At 38.1% G+C, this 19,559-nt stretch carries 15 protein-coding genes and 4 pseudogenes; all 19 read left to right on the top strand.

Annotated elements, in window-relative coordinates:
- The 19 genes and pseudogenes from HT689_RS06715 (at position 1) to ytpR (ending at position 19,546) form a co-directional block, all read left to right on the top strand.
- Complete coding sequence (locus HT689_RS06715) at positions 1-1,431, top strand: beta-carotene 15,15'-monooxygenase (RefSeq protein WP_240148091.1); 1,431 nt, start codon at positions 1-3, stop codon at positions 1,429-1,431.
- Between the two features lie 297 nt (positions 1,432-1,728).
- Positions 1,729-2,970 (top strand): hypothetical protein, encoded by a 1,242-nt coding sequence (locus tag HT689_RS06710; protein WP_173251398.1) that lies wholly within the window; start codon positions 1,729-1,731, stop codon positions 2,968-2,970.
- 213 nt (positions 2,971-3,183) lie between these two features.
- Entirely contained in the window at positions 3,184-3,918 is a 735-nt protein-coding gene (locus HT689_RS09775) for a GNAT family N-acetyltransferase (RefSeq protein ID WP_345789535.1), read from the top strand.
- Positions 3,918-4,496, top strand: coding sequence for an AAA family ATPase (locus HT689_RS06695; RefSeq protein WP_173226141.1), 579 nt, complete (start codon positions 3,918-3,920; stop codon positions 4,494-4,496). Before HT689_RS09775 ends, HT689_RS06695 begins: the two co-directional genes overlap by 1 nt.
- Positions 4,489-7,140, top strand: coding sequence for a valine--tRNA ligase (locus HT689_RS06690; RefSeq protein ID WP_173226143.1), 2,652 nt, complete (start codon positions 4,489-4,491; stop codon positions 7,138-7,140). The genes HT689_RS06695 and HT689_RS06690 overlap by 8 nt, the downstream gene beginning before the upstream one ends.
- 80 nt (positions 7,141-7,220) lie before the next feature.
- On the top strand, positions 7,221-8,312 hold the full coding sequence (locus HT689_RS06685) for a DNA cytosine methyltransferase (protein ID WP_173226145.1): 1,092 nt from the start codon (positions 7,221-7,223) through the stop codon (positions 8,310-8,312).
- Positions 8,293-8,453: pseudogene (locus tag HT689_RS09960) on the top strand (hypothetical protein); the annotation flags it as partial. The gene HT689_RS06685 and the pseudogene HT689_RS09960, both read left to right, overlap by 20 nt.
- A gap of 67 nt (positions 8,454-8,520) precedes the next feature.
- A pseudogene (locus tag HT689_RS06680) lies at positions 8,521-9,896 on the top strand (AAA family ATPase); the annotation flags it as partial.
- A 249-nt stretch (positions 9,897-10,145) separates the two neighbouring features.
- Positions 10,146-10,268 (top strand): annotated as a pseudogene (locus HT689_RS06675) (DNA (cytosine-5-)-methyltransferase); the annotation flags it as partial.
- Between the two features lie 81 nt (positions 10,269-10,349).
- Positions 10,350-11,144, top strand: coding sequence for a Fic/DOC family protein (locus HT689_RS06670; RefSeq protein ID WP_173226147.1), 795 nt, complete (start codon positions 10,350-10,352; stop codon positions 11,142-11,144).
- A gap of 236 nt (positions 11,145-11,380) precedes the next feature.
- Positions 11,381-12,559: a DNA primase gene (locus HT689_RS06665; RefSeq protein WP_240148089.1), complete on the top strand. Its 1,179-nt coding sequence runs from the start codon at positions 11,381-11,383 to the stop codon at positions 12,557-12,559.
- 28 nt (positions 12,560-12,587) lie between these two features.
- Positions 12,588-14,165, top strand: a pseudogene (locus tag HT689_RS06660) (DEAD/DEAH box helicase family protein); the annotation flags it as partial.
- A gap of 37 nt (positions 14,166-14,202) precedes the next feature.
- Positions 14,203-14,364 carry a hypothetical protein gene (locus tag HT689_RS06655; protein ID WP_173251396.1) on the top strand — a complete coding sequence of 54 codons (162 nt, stop codon included), beginning with the start codon at positions 14,203-14,205 and terminating at the stop codon, positions 14,362-14,364.
- Positions 14,365-14,495: 131 nt separating this feature from the next.
- Positions 14,496-15,083: a DNA-directed RNA polymerase subunit delta gene (rpoE, locus tag HT689_RS06650; protein ID WP_173226149.1), complete on the top strand. Its 588-nt coding sequence runs from the start codon at positions 14,496-14,498 to the stop codon at positions 15,081-15,083.
- 202 nt (positions 15,084-15,285) lie between these two features.
- The gene (locus HT689_RS06645) at positions 15,286-16,893 is read left to right on the top strand and encodes a CTP synthase (protein WP_173226151.1); all 1,608 of its coding nucleotides are present in this window, start codon (positions 15,286-15,288) and stop codon (positions 16,891-16,893) included.
- A gap of 119 nt (positions 16,894-17,012) precedes the next feature.
- Complete coding sequence (locus tag HT689_RS06640) at positions 17,013-18,086, top strand: N-acetylmuramoyl-L-alanine amidase family protein (RefSeq protein WP_173226153.1); 1,074 nt, start codon at positions 17,013-17,015, stop codon at positions 18,084-18,086.
- A gap of 204 nt (positions 18,087-18,290) precedes the next feature.
- Positions 18,291-18,590, top strand: a complete 300-nt coding sequence (locus HT689_RS06635; RefSeq protein ID WP_050202793.1) for a DUF4651 domain-containing protein — start codon at positions 18,291-18,293, stop codon at positions 18,588-18,590.
- A complete protein-coding gene (locus HT689_RS06630) occupies positions 18,587-18,904 on the top strand; it encodes a thioredoxin family protein (protein ID WP_000615777.1) in 318 nt (105 codons plus the stop codon). Before HT689_RS06635 ends, HT689_RS06630 begins: the two co-directional genes overlap by 4 nt.
- 15 nt (positions 18,905-18,919) lie before the next feature.
- Positions 18,920-19,546: a YtpR family tRNA-binding protein gene (ytpR, locus tag HT689_RS06625; protein WP_173226155.1), complete on the top strand. Its 627-nt coding sequence runs from the start codon at positions 18,920-18,922 to the stop codon at positions 19,544-19,546.
- The last annotated feature ends 13 nt before the right edge of the window (positions 19,547-19,559 follow it).

Here is a 19,559-nt window from a genome sequence, read left to right as displayed (position 1 = left end):
ATGAAGTTGATTTGTTATTTTAAACCTAATAATAGATTATGGGGTATTTTTCCCAAAATTCGGGGAATACTTTTGAGGACATTTGCCTATTTACCTTTGATATCAATTGCCTCCGCTTTAGGTTTATCACTATCCCTCTTTTTATTAAGTTTGATTTTCAGCAAGAGCACTGCATTGTCTATTCTAGAAATAATTATTTTTTTATTCTCGTTAAGTTTTTCATTTAAATTACTAGCTAAAAAATTTTTATATAAAAAATATGTTGTTTCTTATTGGATTATTTCTCTTTTGTCCTTAATTCTTTTTTTTATTAATGATTTTAGATTTTTAATATTTTTCCAATTTACATCGCTACTGATATATGTTTTTAACTATACAAGTCAGTTTAATAAGTTAAAAGATTTTCTTTCTAAAAGTATGGAGTCCTTGGCTTTTATAAATACTTTTGATGGAATATTTTGTGGAATGTTGATATACTTTCTCTATAATAAAAATCTAGTTGAATCAACCTTAATAAAATTATATAAATATTTTTCAAATAATTATAGTATACATGAAAATCAATTGGATTACTGGTTTAGCATTGTAATAGTTTTAATAATACCATTTGTATTATCTGTTATAAAAACTGTAGGATCAATCAAGATATTTCAAAAAGTTAATAAAATAGATATCGTAAAGGGAAAGACACTGTGGAATGTATATGCCACGATGCTTATTATTTCGTTTTTATGGTATTATATCTATATTTATTACTTTATTTCTAATGTTATTGATTTTCATTCTGATTTAATAACTGACATTCTTATGTTCAGTTCACTTATTGCACTTTATTTAATATGCTGGTGGATGATTTATAATCTAATTAGACATGGTGCAAAAGATACCAAAGAAGTAATAGCATCATGGTTAATTGGTTCAATCTGTATATTACTGTTAGCAGTATTTAATCAAGTTGAAAATGAATTAATAAATGCTTTAACATGGTTTTTGCCAATTTTAATTCCTAGTCTAATTGGAGAAATAAATTCTCAATTCGATACAAAAAAACATAAGAAAAAACCAATAAGAACTGAGAAAATGGATAGACACCTATATCGAACTCAACTATATGGTTTTCTTACTCTATTAATGTTGAGTATTATTCCAAAGTTAACCGAAATTATTTGGGGTTTAAAGATTAAGAAGAAATTGGTCGAATTTATAACTCCCGAAGCTGATTGGATGTCTGAATTATTTGCCTCAACTATAATTATTTTCGTTTGTTTCATATTATCATTAGTTATTGGGAAGATTATAATTTGGTTATTACAATATTTCTATTTAAACACCTGTAATGGATATTATGTGTATCGTGACAATATGCACAGTATATTAATAAATCGTAGATATAAAAGAAATATTCATAAAAGGAGAAAAAATAATGTCTAAATAACTTTCACCTAAATACACTCCATCCTATGTTTAGGTTGGTCGTTAACAAAACAACTTCATGAAGACGTTCTCAAGACTCAAGGAGTTCAAAAGTCTCAATCTTTTTCGTTCGTGATTCCGACCACCAAATGTAACTGGAAAAACTCTACCTTGGTCAGGCTTGGGGTACAACCTTCAAAGTAAACAAGCTACAGAGAAACTGGAATTCTCCAATAAAGCCTGTATCTGAGACTGTAAGGATTTCTAAGTCAGTTGAGTCGAATCTATTGAAGGATGAATTAGAGGAGAAAATAGATGGCTAAAAAGAAAAATAGAAAAAAAGAATTAAAACGCCAGCAAAAGTTGGATATCAAAGTTATTTCTGAAGAAGAGGCTACCTGGACAGAAATTATGGCCAAAAATCCAACTTTTGTAGAACGTCGGACCATTCAAAATTTCGATGAACTACATACAGCAGTGATGCAATATGCTGATGAACACGGAGAGTATCCAGATGTTCAGCTAATCAATTACCAACTGAAAAATAGGACTTTTGATTGGAATCAGGATCATGCTTTATTTAGAGAAGCTATGCATACTCCGAATACACAGAAGCGAAATAAATTGTTAAAGCAAGTTTTAAAAATAAATCCAGATTATTTTGCGGCTGATTTTCATTTATTATTATCAGAAGTTGAAGATTTTGATTTGTCGACTTTTAAAAAAGTATTGGATTTTGAAATTCTAGTTTTAGAAAAATGGAAAGTGAATGGATACAATAGTTGGAATTATTTTGAAGCACGCCCTATCCTGTCTGCTCTGATGTTTCTGATTGAGTATTATATGATGGAGAACTTCAATTCTAAGGCTATAGAATTGATTGACCTATATTTGAGTAAGCGACCTGAACGTTTTCCTCCTAATTTTGTCTTCTGTATGCTTTCCTTGTATCATATTACTGGTCAGGAACTAAAGGTTGAACGTTTCTATCGTGAAGAATTAAATAAAGGGAAACGGGATGATACCATTCTTATTCATGCCATCATCTCTGCTTTTTCTCAAGGAAAAATTGAGGAAGCAAGTCAGCTATTTGCAAAATTAGTGGAAATCAATGATGAAGCTGTTGAATTCTTTATAGAGGAAGATTGGCAATTCAAGGTTATAGATATAGAAGACCAAGAATGCTATTGTCCAAATTCAGTTGAATCGTTACAAGCTAGTTTGTATCCTCTGTTTGATTATTTACTAGAAAATATTATTTTAACGAAATTTTTAACAAACGAGGCCGAAAAGTTCCGCCGTAAACCAGTATTTTCGGCTCATTCCAGTATGATAAGAAGTTTATCCGAGGTATCCGATTGGCACTCCTTTATGAATGAGGAAAAAATGAAGGGAATTCGGATGGATCTTGTTCACATCTTTGTTGAAAATGGGATTCGTACATCTTCAGATTTCAAAAAATGGACTGAAAAAGAAGTTCTCGCTTTGAAGGGAATTGGTCCCGTAACCGTTAAGAAGTTGAAGGAAAACGGCATAAAGTTTAAAAACGAGAAGTAATTGTTTACTGAAGGGGGGAGGTGAATTGTCTTGAATGAAATTTCTAATTTCATCCTGTATACCACACCCAATGGCCATGTTCAGCTAGATATCCTTTTACAAGATGAAAATCTTTGGTTGACTCAAAAAGGTCTTGCAGAGCTCTTTGGAGTTGAACGAAGTGTCATTACAAAGCACTTGAAAAACATTTATGATAGTGGTGAGTTAGATAAGGTGTCAACTTGTGCAAAATTTGCACAGGTTCAACAAGAGGGAAATAGAGCTGTCCGGCATGAACTTGAATATTACAATCTGGATGCTATCATTTCAGTTGGTTATCGAGTAAATTCCAGTAAGGCTACTCAATTTAGAATTTGGGCAACCAAGACTTTGAAAGAATTTATCATCAAAGGTTTTGTTTTGGATGATGAACGCTTGGAAACAGAACGTCTTGTTTTACGAGTCCGTACAGTGGCGGATGCCGAGGATATTCATGCCTACGCCAGTTTGCCAGAAGTCTCCTACCCTGCAGGCTTTCCGCCCGTCAAGACCTTGGAAGATGAGATTTATTATCTAGAGCATATCCTTCCTAAGCGCAATGAAAAGGATAATCTCCCAGCAGGCTATGGAATTGTTGTCAAAGGGACTGATAAAGTTATCGGCTCTGTTGATTTCAACCATCGTCATGAAGATGATGTACTGGAAATTGGCTATACCTTGCACCCCGATTATTGGGGTCGAGGCTATGTGCCCGAAGCAGCGAGTGCCTTGATTAACCTAGCTTTTAAAGAATTGAACCTACACAAGATTGAATTGTCTTGCTTTGGTTATAATGTCCAAAGTCAACGTGTCGCAGAAAAACTTGGATTTACCCTCGAAGCTCGCATCCGAGACCGTAAAGATGCCCAAGGCAATCGCTGTGATGATTTGAGATATGGCTTGCTGAGGAGTGAGTGGGAGGTAGTTTGATGCACATTTTCATCATTGGGGCTCCGGCTTCTGGGAAAATGACGATTGGTCAAGAGTTATCTCGACTGACAGATGCTACCCTCTTTTATAACCATCAAGCCATCGATTTTGCATTAGAAATCTATCAGGACTTTACAGAGGAAATGTGGGAATTTGTTCGTGGAATCACCTTTTCTTTCCTTGGAGCAAGTGCAAGAAATCAGCGATCAGTAATTTTAACTGACGTAATTGATTTTTCAAATCAGTACCAGCTGATGTATTTAAAGCAAATTCAGGATTTATTGGATAACTTTCATCAAGAGATTCTGTTTGTTGAGTTGGAAACAAGTCTTGAAGAGCGTTTACGTCGAAATCGAACGGAGAACCGGTTGAAGCACAAACCCTTAAAACGACATATTGAGGTATCTGAAAGAGAAATTTTGGAGACTACTGAAACACTTCAATTAAATTCCCAACATCAACCAAATGAGTTGCACCACTACCTTAAAATAAATAATACGAATCTGTCTGCAGAAGAAGCTGCTAAGCAAATTCAAAATAAAATGAACAAAATAGAGAAAGGACAAACACATGTCTAAAGAACTTTCACCTAAATACAATCCAGCCGAGGTTGAGGCTGGTCGTTACCAAAAATGGCTTGATGCCGATGTTTTCAAGCCTTCAGGCGATCAAAAGGCTAAGCCTTATTCAATCGTGATTCCACCACCAAATGTAACTGGTAAGCTTCACCTTGGTCACGCTTGGGATACGACTTTGCAGGATATCATTATCCGCCAAAAACGCATGCAAGGCTTTGATACACTTTGGCTTCCAGGGATGGACCACGCGGGGATTGCGACTCAAGCTAAGGTTGAGGAACGCTTGCGCGGAGAGGGCATTACACGTTATGACCTAGGTCGTGAAAAATTCCTCGACAAGGTCTGGGAATGGAAAGACGAATATGCCACTACTATCAAGGAACAATGGGGCAAGATGGGGATCTCTGTAGACTACTCTCGTGAGCGTTTCACTCTTGACGAAGGTTTGTCAAAAGCTGTTCGTAAGGTCTTTGTGGACCTTTACAAGAAAGGTTGGATCTATCGTGGTGAGTTTATCATCAACTGGGACCCAGCTGCTCGCACAGCCCTTTCTGATATTGAGGTGATCCACAAGGATGTCGAAGGTGCCTTCTACCACATGAATTACATACTGGAAGACGGCTCACGCGCCCTTGAAGTGGCGACAACTCGTCCTGAGACTATGTTTGGGGACGTTGCCGTTGCGGTCAATCCAGAAGACCCACGCTACAAGGACTTGATTGGTAAAAACGTCATCCTCCCAATCGCTAATAAACTCATTCCAATCGTTGGAGACGAGCATGCAGATCCTGAGTTTGGTACTGGTGTCGTAAAAATCACACCTGCCCATGATCCAAACGACTTCTTGGTGGGTCAACGTCACAACTTGCCACAAGTCAACGTCATGAACGACGACGGAACTATGAATGAGCTTGCCTTCGAATTTGCAGGCATGGACCGTTTTGAAGCTCGTAAGGCAGTCGTTGCTAAGTTGGAAGAAATCGGTGCCCTTGTTAAAATCGAAAAACGTGTCCACAGTGTTGGACACTCAGAGCGTACAGGTGTAGTGGTGGAGCCACGTTTGTCTACTCAATGGTTCGTTAAGATGGACCAATTGGCAAAAAATGCTATTGCCAACCAAGACACAGAGGACAAGGTAGAATTTTACCCACCTCGTTTCAACGATACCTTCCTTCAATGGATGGAAAATGTCCACGACTGGGTAATCTCTCGTCAGCTCTGGTGGGGTCACCAAATCCCTGCTTGGTACAATGCTGAGGGTGAAATGTATGTCGGCGAAGAAGCTCCAGAAGGTGACGGATGGACACAAGATGAAGACGTCTTGGATACTTGGTTTAGTTCGGCCCTTTGGCCATTCTCAACCATGGGCTGGCCTGATGTAGACTCAGAAGACTTCAAACGTTACTTCCCAACTTCAACCTTGGTTACAGGTTACGACATCATCTTCTTCTGGGTGTCTCGTATGATCTTCCAATCCTTGGAATTCACTGGTCGTCAGCCATTCCAAAACGTCCTTATCCATGGTCTCATTCGTGACGAGCAAGGACGCAAGATGTCTAAGTCTCTCGGTAACGGGATTGACCCGATGGATGTTATCGAGAAATACGGTGCCGATGCCCTTCGATGGTTCCTTTCAAACGGTTCTGCGCCAGGACAAGACGTGCGTTTCTCTTATGAGAAAATGGATGCTTCATGGAACTTCATTAACAAGATCTGGAACATCTCTCGCTACATCCTCATGAACAATGAAGGTTTGACCCTCGAGCAAGCAACTGCCAATGTTGAAAAAGTTGTCAATAAGGAAGCTGGGAATGTCACAGACCGCTGGATTCTCCACAACCTCAATGAAACTATCGGAAAAGCAACTGCCAACTTTGATAAGTTTGAGTTTGGTGTGGCTGGCCACATCCTCTACAACTTCATCTGGGATGAGTTTGCGGACTGGTATGTTGAGTTGACCAAGGAAGTCCTTTATAGCGACAACGAAGAAGAGAAAGTTATCACACGTTCTGTTCTCCTTTACACTTTGGACAAGATCCTTCGTCTCCTTCACCCAATCATGCCATTCGTGACAGAGGAAATCTTTGGACAAATCTCAGAAGGCTCTATCGTTACAGCTGCATACCCAACTGTTAATCCAGACTTTGAAGACCTTGCGGCCCACACAGGTGTCGAAAGCCTCAAAGACTTGATCCGTGCTGTTCGTAATGCGCGTGCGGAAGTAAACGTAGCACCAAGCAAGCCAATCACCATCCTTGTTAAGACAAGCGATAGCGACTTGGAAGCCTTCTTTAACAGCAATGTCAACTACATCAAACGATTCACAAATCCAGAACATTTGGAAATTGCATCAACCATCCCTGCGCCTGAACTGGCTATGTCAAGCGTCATCACAGGAGCAGAAATCTACTTGCCTCTCGCAGACCTCCTCAATGTCGAAGAAGAACTCGCTCGTCTCGACAAGGAACTGGCTAAATGGCAAAAAGAACTGGACATGGTCGGCAAGAAGCTCTCTAACGAACGCTTCGTAGCCAACGCCAAACCAGAAGTCGTCCAAAAAGAACGCGACAAACAAGCCGACTACCAAGCTAAATACGATGCGACTGTCGCACGTATTGATGAGATGAAGAAGTTGGTGAAATAATGTTAAAAACCTAACCCTATCGGGTTGGGTTTTACATTTGATAGTGTTATAATAAAAAGGAGAAACTTTAGGAGAATACTATGGGGAAAATTGTTGCTATTGATTTATTTAGCGGTGCAGGTGGCACTACAAGTGGCCTTAAAAAATCAGGCATAGATGTTCAAGTTGCTGTTGAAATTGATTCCGTAGCTGTTAAAACTTATAAATTAAATAATCCTGAGGTGTCTGTAATAGATAAAGATATAAATTTAGTATCAGGAGATGAAGTAAAAGAGCATCTTAAAGTTGATACAGACGATAAACTAATGCTTGTGGCATGCCCACCATGTCAAGGTTTTTCAACTATTGGTACTAATGATGAAAATGACGAGAGGAATCAACTTGTTTTTCAATTTCTTCGTTTGATTAATGAATTGAATCCTGATTTTCTATTAATGGAAAATGTTGCGGGTATGACTAGAACAAGAAATGAAAAAATCTTTAAAAAATTTTTGACATCAATCGATAATAATTATAGTGTTATTTATAACATTTTAAATACAGCTGATTATGGAGTTCCTCAATCGAGAAAAAGATTGGTGTTACACGGGATTAGAAAAGAAATTATTGATAACACAAATTTAACTTTGAATTTGCCTTCCAAAACTCATTCAAATATACCAGAATTGAACCTTCTTCCATGGATTAATGCTGGTGTAATAATGGACTTGCCTCCTATTGAAGGGGGTGAAGAATATATTGGAGAAGGTATCTACAATCATGTTGCAAACAAACTATCTAATTTAAATATTGAGAGAATTACTCATATTAGAAATAATGGGGGAAGTAGAACTTCTTTGCCAAAATCTTTAGAATTAAATTGTCATAAAAATCGTTCAGGTCATAGTGATGTATATGGAATATTAGATATCAACAAACCTTCCATTACTATTACAGGAGGATGTATGTCATATTCAAAAGGTAGATTTGGGCACCCAACTCAAAATAGAGCTTTAAGTGCAAGAGAAGCTGCAAGATTACAGTCTTTTGATGATGACTATATTTTTGTTGGAAATAGAGGTCAATTAGCTAAACAAATTGGTAATGCAGTTCCAGTGAAATTAGCTCAAGCTAGTGGAAATTATTTTATGTCGGTTTATAGGGAGATAGCAAATGGACAATCAGATAATTAAGAGTTTAGAAGGAATAACTAAAAATTTTTCTAAAAATAAAAATCAATTTTATCCTTATATTGATTATATACGATTTCCTCATTACAAGAGTTTATCATTAAATTCAAGGATAAATTTTAATTTCCCTATTACTTTATTAGTTGGTAGAAATGGAGTAAATAAAACTTCAATTTTACAAGCTTTATATGGTTCTCCAGCCAATAAAAGTGTGTCTGAATATTGGTTTAGTACAAATGTTGATCAAATAGATGAAGTGGATGGAAAACAGTGTTTAATCTATTCATATTATAACATTAAAGCTTCTAGAAATGTAGAAGTTCTTAAAGGCCGTTCTGGAACAAAAAAAGGATTAGATTATTGGGAGCCATATGCTCCTCAAAAACAATATGGGATGGAAAGATTACCCAAAAATAAATATATCGGAAGTTCTTCGACAGACAGATGGGATGGCATTGAAAAAATGTTGTCTTTTGTGATTGTAAAGAATATGTTTCTGCTTTTGATTTATTTTTCTATCACTATAATTTTAAAAAAATTTCTACCCAACGTAGTAAACAAGATTTTATAAGATTACGATCTAAACCAGTTGCTGATATTTTAAAGAATAATACAAGTAGCTATACGCGTTATAAAAAGGAAATGGTTATAGATAATGTTAAAGTTGATGATAAAGTTTGTGAAATTATTAGTGAAATAATGGATGAATCTTATACAGACATTCAAATTTTAACTCATAAGTTGTATTCAAAAGGTGATGATATAAAAGCTTCCAAAACCATTTGGATGAAAAAATCTGGAAAAGAATATTCTGAGGCTTTTGCAGGAACAGGTGAAGCTAGAATTATTTTGTTAGTAAATGATATAGTAAATGCGCAATCAAATTCATTAATATTAATAGATGAACCTGAAATCTCACTTCATCCGAGTGCAATCTATAAATTTAAAGAGTTTTTACTTCAAGAGTGTTTAAATAAAAAACATCAAATTATTATCACTACACATTCTACACAACTTATAAAAGATTTTCCTAGAGAAGCTGTGAAACTTTTAGTGAAAAACGGAGAAAAGATAGATGTTATTGAAAATATTGATTATCAGGATGTATTTTTTGAATTAGGTGATGTGTATCATTCTAGGAAGATGATTTATGTTGAAGATAGACTAGCTAAATATATTCTAGATTTTATTATCACTCATTCAGGTAGTGAGAATCTTAAACAGAATTTAGTAGTGAGATATATTCCTGGTGGAGCAAATCAAATAATTTGTAATAATATTTTAAACTCTTCGTATTTAGATTCCGATAACCATTATTTTTGGCTTGATGGAGATCAAAACACTAATGTTAGTGAATCAAATAATTTAATGAACTATCTTGAAAATGGTGTTATTATATCAGATAAAATTCCTGAAGCAGACAATGGAAAGCTTGATAAAATTATCCGAGAGCTAACAGGATGTTCAATTAAATTCAAAGTTTCAGGAAATAAAGGCCAAAGAAATGATACTGAATTAATTGAAAAGCGAAGAAGATTTATAGACTATTGGTCTAGATACGTCTCCTATCTTCCTTTTCAAACTCCAGAACTTTATTTGGCTAAGCTATGCGATAGTGTAGATAGTGAGGATTATGACTTTTCTACAGATGAAAACGGAAAAGAATATTTTAGAAAAAAAACTAAAGAAGCATTGGGAATAGAAGACATAACTTCTGAAGATGTTTTTCAGGAGCAGAGAAGAGCTGTTTCAAAATTACAGTCAGATCCAAAAATGTTCCAGGATATCAAAGAAAAATTAGAGGCATTGTTTTAATTCCTTAGATTAGGGTACTACATAACAAATTTTTTCAATTCAAACCCGCACGCAAACAACATTGCAGCCTTCTTCTCAGGTGTTGGGGGAATTGAGTTGGGATTTGAACAGACCAACGAGTTCAGAGTGGTGTATGCCAATGATGGTTTTTTATAATTTTTGCCAATTCCATGCCCATTTCACCATTTACCTATGACACAGAAAAACAATTGAAAGGATCTTTCTATGCAATCAACTTACAACATTGACAATCCAAACTTGTCTTATGAAGCGAAACGTGATTTATGGCGGATAGGTTTTGGTCTGCAGAAAGTTGACAATCTAGTGCCATCAGAGTATATGGAATCTTTGGCTGAGAAACAGTCCCGGGGAGAACTGACTTATGAGCAGGTTTATGAGGATGCAACGGCTTATCATCATACCGTTGATGCGAGTACGGAGGAGGCAGACTTGGTTTCTTTGCGTATCGTAGAACTCTTGTCTAGAAGAGGCTTTAGATTCAGTCCTGCGACTTTACTTGCTATTCATAAGGAGTTATTTCAAGATATATTTGAACCCTCGATTCCGGTAGGTCAATTTCGTCAGACCAATATCACAAAGCATGAACCTGTTTTGAATGGTGAAAGTGTTGTGTACTCTGATTACTCCATGATTCAAATGACCTTGGATTATGATTTTAATCAGGAAAAACAAGTTGCATATGCGACACTAACCCAGGCGGATATGGTTAAACAAATCCAGCGTTTTATTTCAGGAATCTGGCAAATTCATCCATTTCGCGAAGGAAACACTCGGACGGTAACGGTCTTTTTGATTCAATATCTTCGTGAGTTTGGTTTTGATATTGATAATACACCATTTCAGCAACATGCCAAGTATTTTCGTGATGCCTTGGTATTAGATAATGCAAAGATTTTACAGCGACGTCCTGAGTTTTTAACAGCTTTTTTTGAAAATCTCTTGCTCGGTGGTCAAAACGATCTGTCATCAGAAAAGATGTATCTAGAACTCGATCTTTAAAAATCCTAATACTGAGTAAACATTGAATTTTAGGAAAAAAATGAAGTAAATATTCCTACAAGAAAACGCATATCATCAAAGATTTCGCTTGATAATATGTGTTTTTTTAATTTTATAGATTGCTCGTTTAAACTCTATTTATCTCGTACTTTCAGTGCTATTTGGATTTTATTTTCGTGTACAATTTCAGACATTCTTGTTATAATCAGCCTATAGGAATCAAGGAGGGGACTCTTATGGCTGTTTTTGTGTCTTTGGATGGAATTGTGGTAGAAGTACTTGATGTCTTTTCTTCTTTTAATGGGGATAGTGAGTTTTTCTTGTGTAAACGTCTTAAAGACAAGAGTCAGTTTGTTATGGAACGCTCTCGGTTCGAGGAGATGTTCCAACTTCAAAGTAGTCACTTGACGACGCAAGAAAAATTACAATTGTTTACCTCCGTGTTTGCTGGCCGTTATGATGTTTATGCTAAGAGCTTTATCAATGATCAAGGGAAAATTCAGTATTTTCCATCCTATGATTATGGTTGGAAGCAGTTGCCACCTGAAAAACGAAGTTTCCAGACATTGACGGATTCCGTTTTGAAATCTCATTTTCGTGGGGAGACAGCTATCGGTATCTTTCCTATGCACTTAGATGATAGCTGTTATTTTTTGGTACTGGATTTGGATGAAAGAGATTGGAAAGAAGCCGGTTTAGCCATTCGAAGAATAGCCAGGGAACGCCAGATGGAAGCCCATTTAGAGATTTCTCGTTCGGGTCACGGACTCCATATTTGGTTCTTCTTTGAGGAAGCGATTCCGAGTCGAGAGGCTCGCTTGTTTGGAAAGAAACTGTTAGAACTGGCAATGCAGGAAAGTATGCAACTGTCCTTTGATTCTTTTGATCGCATGTTTCCAAATCAGGATGTTCTTCCTAAAGGTGGATTTGGCAATTTGATTGCCCTTCCTTTTCAAGGAGAAGCTTATCATCAAGGGCGAACGGTCTTTGTGAATGAACAGTTTCAGCCTTATAAAGACCAATGGAGGTATTTACAAGAAATTCAGAGGGTTTCAACTGCTAAAGTGGCACTGTTAATCCAAGAGGAGTTAGGCAAGCAAGAATTGGACAAGGAGTTGAAGGTCGTCTTATCCAATATGATCCAACTTGAAAAATCGTCTGTGACACCCAAGACACTGTTTTTCTTGAAAAATATGGCTTCATTTTCTAATCCCGAATTTTATTTAAAGCAGGCTATGCGACAGCCAACCTATCAAATTCCTGAGCGAATGTATTTATTTGGAGAATCCGATCATTATTTATGGCTACCAAGAGGTTTACTATATCCATCGCAAGATAAATTTAATACTCTTCGAAAATCAAATTTAAACCACGTCAGCTTCGCCTTGCCGTACTCAAGTACTGCCTACGGCTAGCTTCCTAGTTTGCTCTTTGATTTTCATTGAGTATGAGCAGGTAGTTGTGGAAGATAGGAGAAAGGTACAAAGGTCTATTAGAGTGGAATTTAAGGGAGAACTCACTTTTGAGCAAGAGTTAGCCCTGTCAGATATGACTTCTAAAGAAAATGGTTTACTTCATGCGGAGACCGGTTTTGGAAAGACCGTTTTAGGTGCTGCTCTCATCTCTAAAAGGAAGGCCAAAACAATTATCCTAGTTCATAATAGGCAACTCTTAGACCAGTGGCTGGATCGCCTAAAGTGTTTTTTGACTTTCGAAGAGGAAGAAGCTACCCGTTATACGCCATCAGGTCGTGAAAGGGTAATCGGCTATGTTGGGCAGTACGGTGGGACTAAGAAATGGCTGAGTAAACTGGTTGATGTCGTTATGATTCAATCTCTATTTAAGTTGGAAAATAGTCAAAGTCTTTTGGATGAGTATGAGATGATGATTGTGGATGAGTGTCATCATGTCTCTGCCTTGATGTTTGAAAAAGTTGTTGCTCAGTTTAGAGGGAAGTATCTTTACGGTTTGACGGCTACGCCTGAGCGTAAGAATGGTTATGAGCCTATTGTTTTTCAGAGAATGGGTGAGATACTCCATACTGCTGATAAGAGGGAAACGGATTTTAAACGGCAATTGCAATTAAGATTCACTTCTTTTGGTCATTTGGAGATTGAAAAGACCAAAGCAAGTAATTTTATACAGCTTAGTGATTGGATTGCTACTGACTCAGTGAGGAATCAGTTGATTCTCAAGGATATTCTAGCCCAAGTGGCAGAAGGGCGGAATATCTTGGTTCTAGTCAATCGAACTCAACAGATAAATGTCTTTGAAAAGTTATTGAAAGAGAAAGAGGTTGATGACTGTTATATTATTAGCGGAAAAACCAAAGTCCGAGATAGAACAAGTTTAATGGAGACGTTAGAACAGTTAGATAAAGGGTTTGTTTTATTGTCTACTGGAAAATACATTGGCGAAGGTTTTGACTTGCCTCAGTTGGACACGCTGATCTTGGCAGCACCCTTTTCTTGGAAAAATAATTTGATTCAGTATGCAGGTCGGATTCATAGAAACTACAAGGATAAGTCTTTGGTACGTATTTTCGATTATGTGGATATTCATGTTCCTTATTTAGAAAAGATGTTTCAGAAACGACAAGTAGCTTATCGAAAGATGGATTATCGTGCCATTGAGGGTGAGGAGAAACAATTCGTTTATGTTGATAGTAGATATGAGAATGTGCTGAGAGAGGACTTGGCAGGGGAAAGACAGGAATGTCTGCTTATTTTGCCTTATGCGCACCAGACAAAACTGATGAATTTTCTAAAAGAATTTAGAATGAGTCAGATTGAGATATGTATACCAGAGACGGTTGCAAATAAAGCATGGCTAGACCAGTTGAAGAGCCAGAAAATTAAAGTATCTTTTACTCAATCAAAAATAGTCACGCCTATTCTTTTGGTAAACAAGACCATTGTTTGGTATGGTGCAATGCCATTATTAGGGAAGGTAGATGAAATGACCATACTACGTTTGGAATCAGCTAGTATAGCTTCTGAACTAGTGGCAGGTTTACGATAGAGAAAATTTTTAAAAATTTCTATGTATGATTTTCATTTTGAAAGAACGCGAAGTCTTGACAGATCAACGACTCAATGAGCTGGAAATCAACGGCATTCGATTGACCAAATTTAAAAATGGTGAAATCGGTATCGAATTTATCTGGATTGATACTAAAAATCCACCTAGCGATGCCATCGGCTGGGTAGCAAAGAAATAAAAAGTCCTATCACTTTCTCCCCCTTAACCTTTGACTATTCTGCAAAATTATCGTAAAATAAAGAGTAAATGATAAAATGAGGTCAGAGTCTGTTTACTCTGGCGATAGTAGTATAAATGAGGAGAAACGCTTTGGAATTAGAAGTATTTGCTGGGCAAGAAAAAAGTGAACTATCTATGATTGAGGTAGCGCGTGCTATCTTGGAACTTCGTGGTCGCGACCATGAGATGCATTTTAGCGATCTTGTAAACGAAATTCAAAACTACCTTGGGACATCAAACAGCGATATCCGCGAAGCCTTGCCTTTGTTCTACACAGAGTTGAACTTTGACGGTAGCTTCATCTCACTTGGAGACAACAAATGGGGGCTTCGTTCATGGTATGGTGTGGACGAAATCGACGAAGAAATCATCGCTCTTGAAGAAAATGACGACGATGAAGTAGCACCAAAAGCTAAGAAAAAACGTGTCAATGCCTTCATGGATGGCGATTCAGATGCTATTGACTACAATGCGGATGATCCAGAAGACGAAGACGCATACGAAGCAGATCCAGCTCTTTCATACGATGATGAAAATCCAGATGATGAGAAAAATGAAGTGGAAGCTTATGATGCAGAAATCAACGAAATCGCTCCTGATGACTTAGGTGAAGACGTGGATCTCAACGAAGAAGACGACGATTTTTCAGATGACGACGCTGAAACCAGCGAGGAATAAAAGTTAGCTATTGACAATTATCCTATTTTTAGGTATCATATTGTTCGGGCACCTCTTTTAGAGGTCGGGGCTCCCTAGTTCTTAGGGAGCTATTTTTGTTTTTTCAGGAAGTTTTTCTGGAAATGTCGTTATCCATAAGGGTCTTGTTTTCTATGTCCCCTCGTAGTTAACAAGGCCTTGAGCATTTTAGAAAGAGGAATCTATGTCTACGAAATATATTTTTGTAACTGGTGGTGTGGTATCGTCTATTGGGAAAGGGATTGTGGCAGCAAGTCTGGGTCGTCTCTTGAAAAATCGTGGTCTGAAAGTAACCATTCAAAAGTTTGACCCTTATATCAATATTGATCCGGGAACTATGAGCCCTTACCAGCACGGGGAAGTTTTTGTGACAGATGACGGGGCTGAGACAGATTTGGACTTGGGTCACTATGAACGTTTCATCGATATCAATCTCAACAAATATTCCAACGTGACTACTGGTAAAATCTACAGTGAAGTTCTGCGTAAGGAACGCCGTGGAGAATACCTTGGGGCAACTGTGCAAGTCATTCCTCATATCACAGATGCTTTGAAAGAAAAAATCAAGCGTGCCGCTCTAACGACTGACTCTGATGTCATTATCACAGAGGTCGGTGGAACAGTAGGAGATATCGAGTCCTTGCCATTCTTAGAGGCCCTTCGTCAGATGAAGGCAGATGTGGGGGCGGATAATGTTATGTACATCCATACAACCTTGCTTCCTTACCTCAAGGCTGCTGGTGAAATGAAAACCAAACCAACCCAACACTCTGTAAAAGAATTGCGTGGATTGGGAATCCAACCAAATATGTTGGTTATTCGTACAGAAGAGCCAGCTGGTCAAGGAATTAAAAACAAACTAGCACAGTTCTGTGATGTGGCACCAGAAGCCGTTATCGAATCGTTGGATGTTGAACACCTTTACCAAATTCCATTGAACTTGCAGGCACAAGGTATGGACCAAATTGTCTGTGACCATTTGAAATTAGATGCACCTGTAGCGGATATGACAGAATGGTCAGCCATGGTGGACAAGGTCATGAACCTCAAGAAACAAGTTAAAATTTCCCTTGTCGGTAAGTATGTTGAGTTGCAAGATGCCTACATTTCTGTGGTTGAAGCCTTGAAACACTCTGGTTATGCCAATGACGCAGAAGTTAAAATCAATTGGATCAATGCCAATGATGTGACAGCAGAGAATGTGGTAGAGCTTTTGTCTGATGCGGACGGAATCATCGTGCCAGGTGGTTTCGGTCAACGTGGTACGGAAGGGAAAATCCAAGCTATCCGCTATGCGCGTGAAAATGATGTTCCTATGTTGGGTGTCTGCTTGGGAATGCAGTTGACTTGTATCGAGTTTGCTCGTCACGTTTTAGGACTCGAAGGTGCCAATTCTGCAGAACTTGCACCAGAAACAAAATACCCTATCATTGATATCATGCGTGATCAGATTGATGTTGAGGATATGGGGGGAACCCTTCGCTTGGGGCTTTATCCGTCTAAGTTGAAACGTGGCTCTAAGGCAGCAGCTGCTTATCATAATCAAGAAGTGGTGCAACGCCGTCACCGTCACCGTTATGAGTTTAACAATGCCTTCCGTGAGCAGTTTGAGGCAGCAGGCTTTGTCTTCTCAGGTGTTTCTCCAGACAATCGTTTGGTAGAAATCGTGGAAATCCCTGAAAATAAATTCTTTGTAGCTTGTCAGTATCACCCTGAACTTTCAAGCCGTCCAAATCGTCCAGAAGAACTCTACACTGCCTTTATTACTGCAGCGGTTGAGAACAGCAATTAGCTAGATTATAACCTTTGAGAACAATCTCAGAGGTTTTTTGCTTGCATATTTAGGATATGAGTTGCAAAATAAAAACATAGTGATATAATTAACATAAAAAATCCTAAGGAGGATCTACGATGAAAAAAATCACATTATTTGGTTTGTCTCTAGCAGGTTTAGCTTTACTGGCTTTTCCTCATTCAGGGCAGGCATTTGAGCTTAAAGAAGAATGGGTTGTTAAGTGTGGAGTACAGTATCAAGATGGCAAGATTCTTCGATTCAACAATGGCCATGAAGTGGATATCAAAGTCTTGGATTTGCCAAAAACCGAGAAAATCGAGTGGACGGTTAGTCTCGATGGTCAAGATCAGACAGTCAATTTTCTAGGTCAAGAAAAGGACAAGTCTATGATTGGTATAGAAGGGCGTTACCTGAATTTCTATGTTCCATATGGCTATAGAGGAGATATCAAGGTCGAGGCTAAGAGCGGAAACGAAGTGAAGACCTGGTCAACGAAAGTTGTGGATGATATTCATAATGATAGTGGAAAGAGAGGTTACTATCGTATTGAAGAATCAAATAATCAATACACTTACCTCGATGCTAAATGGGATTATCAGACCAAGACTTACACTGCTACCTTACCAGAGACTGTCAATGGTCAAAAAGTCTTTGCTTGGACAGACTATGACAATGGCGAGTTGAAACTTGAAAAACTAAAGTCTATCAGTCATAAATATGATGGAGGAGCTTTCAAAGAACTTTATCCGATTGTAAAAGCAGAAAGTTGGCTAGAATCAAACCAAAACTGGTACTATCAAAAACAAGGTCAATTAGTACAGAAGGATTGGGTTTATGACAAGGGAACTTGGTACTTTATGAATGATAAAGGAGTCATGTTCAATCAAACTTGGCTATATCAAGGTGGCAACTGGTATGCCTTTAAATCATCAGGAGCTATGATTGCTGGTGATTGGCTTTACGACCAAGGCAAGTGGTACTATTTATCAACTTCAGGAGATATGAAAGCAAGCGCTTGGGTTTATGATAAGGGAGACTGGTATTATGTAAGTTCTTCTGGTGCCATGATTGCGAATGATTGGGTCAAAGACAATGGTAAGTGGTATTATCTAGCTTCATCAGGTAAGATGCTTCGCAATACCTACACGCCTGATGGTTACTACGTTGGCAACTCAGGTGCCTGGCAATAAGAATAATACTCTTCGAAAATCTCTTCAAACCACGTCAGCTTCATCCACAACCTCAAAACACTGTTTTGAGCAACCTGCGGCTAGCTTCCTAGTTTGCTCTTTGATTTTCATTGAGTATAAGAAGTCCTTTTCCTTTAAGGAAGGGGATTTTTACTTGCCTTTCTGCTGCTTCCTAATTTGTCCTGAAGCGTTTTTTGTGTTAAAATGAATGGTATGAAAGCTAAAAAAATGTGGATGGCAGGTCTGGCTCTGCTTGGTATTGGGAGCCTTGCCCTTGCTACGAAAAAAGTTGCAGATGACCATAAGCTCATGAAGACTCAGGAAGAGTTGACAGAGATTGTGCGAGACCATTTTTCAGACATGGGAGAAATTGCGACCCTCTATGTTCAAGTCTATGAAAGCAGTCTGGAGAGCTTGGTTGGTGGCGTCATTTTTGAGGATGGCCGTCATTATACCTTTGTCTATGAAAATGAAGACCTAGTCTATGAGGAGGAAGTCTTATGATACAACCAGCAAGTTTAGAAGAATTAGCATCTTTAGTAGAAAAAGATGGCAAGAAGGTCTTTCTTTTTGTAGCAGATTGGTGCGGTGATTGTCGTTACATCTATCCTGCCTTGCCAGAAATTGAGGAGACCAATCCAGAGTTCACCTTTATTCGTGTGGACCGAGACCAGTATATGGATTTGGCCAAACTCTGGGATGTTTACGGAATTCCTAGCCTTGTTGTTTTGGAAAAGGACAAGGAAATCGGCCGTTTTGTCAATCGCGACCGTAAAAGTAAGCAACAAATTAACGACTTTTTAGCAGGACTGAAATAGGAGAAAATAGAAACAATGATTTTTACATATAACAAAGAACATGTCGGTGATGTCCTTATGGTCATCGTGAAAAACAGTGGAGATGCCAAACTGGATGTGGAGCGCAAAGGCAAGGTAGCTCGTGTTTTCCTCAAAGATAATGGAGAAACAGTAGCTTGGAATATTTTTGAAGTTTCAAGTTTGTTTGAAATTGCAGAGCGAGGTCGGGTCTTTTTATCAGATGAGCAAGTAGCACGTTTGAACCAAGAATTGCAGGCGGAAGGTTTTAAAGAAGAAATTGTCAATGACAAGGAACCTAAGTTTGTTGTTGGTGAAATTGTCGAGATGGTAGTTCATCCAGATAGTGACCACCTTAACATCTGCCAAGTTGCAGTCGCAAGTGACAAGACAGTGCAAATCGTTGCAGGGGCACCCAATGCGCGTGTTGGATTGAAAACAATTGTAGCTCTTCCTGGAGCTATGATGCCAAAAGGCAATCTTATTTTCCCAGGCGAACTTCGTGGTGAAAAGAGTTTTGGTATGATGTGCAGTCCTCGTGAATTGCATCTGCCAAATGCTCCGCAAAAACGAGGGGTGCTTGAATTGTCAGAAGACCAAGTTGTCGGAACTCCATTTGACCCAGCCAAACACTGGACTGCCTAAGAAGTTGTTAATA

Origin of the sequence: Streptococcus sp. 2342 (assembly GCF_013276795.1) — a bacterium.
In the GTDB taxonomy this organism is placed as follows: domain Bacteria; phylum Bacillota; class Bacilli; order Lactobacillales; family Streptococcaceae; genus Streptococcus.
This window is presented reverse-complemented; position numbering and strand designations above follow the sequence as displayed.

Coding starts and splice junctions, on each gene's coding strand:
- HT689_RS06630 (WP_000615777.1), top strand. CDS start 18,587: ATGATACAACCAGCAAGTTTAGAAGAATTAGCATCTTTAGTAGAAAAA.
- HT689_RS06710 (WP_173251398.1), top strand. CDS start 1,729: ATGGCTAAAAAGAAAAATAGAAAAAAAGAATTAAAACGCCAGCAAAAG.
- HT689_RS06695 (WP_173226141.1), top strand. CDS start 3,918: ATGCACATTTTCATCATTGGGGCTCCGGCTTCTGGGAAAATGACGATT.
- HT689_RS06645 (WP_173226151.1), top strand. CDS start 15,286: ATGTCTACGAAATATATTTTTGTAACTGGTGGTGTGGTATCGTCTATT.
- ytpR (WP_173226155.1), top strand. CDS start 18,920: ATGATTTTTACATATAACAAAGAACATGTCGGTGATGTCCTTATGGTC.
- HT689_RS06670 (WP_173226147.1), top strand. CDS start 10,350: ATGCAATCAACTTACAACATTGACAATCCAAACTTGTCTTATGAAGCG.
- HT689_RS06690 (WP_173226143.1), top strand. CDS start 4,489: ATGTCTAAAGAACTTTCACCTAAATACAATCCAGCCGAGGTTGAGGCT.
- HT689_RS06640 (WP_173226153.1), top strand. CDS start 17,013: ATGAAAAAAATCACATTATTTGGTTTGTCTCTAGCAGGTTTAGCTTTA.
- HT689_RS06685 (WP_173226145.1), top strand. CDS start 7,221: ATGGGGAAAATTGTTGCTATTGATTTATTTAGCGGTGCAGGTGGCACT.
- HT689_RS06715 (WP_240148091.1), top strand. CDS start 1: ATGAAGTTGATTTGTTATTTTAAACCTAATAATAGATTATGGGGTATT.
- HT689_RS06635 (WP_050202793.1), top strand. CDS start 18,291: ATGAATGGTATGAAAGCTAAAAAAATGTGGATGGCAGGTCTGGCTCTG.
- HT689_RS06665 (WP_240148089.1), top strand. CDS start 11,381: ATGGCTGTTTTTGTGTCTTTGGATGGAATTGTGGTAGAAGTACTTGAT.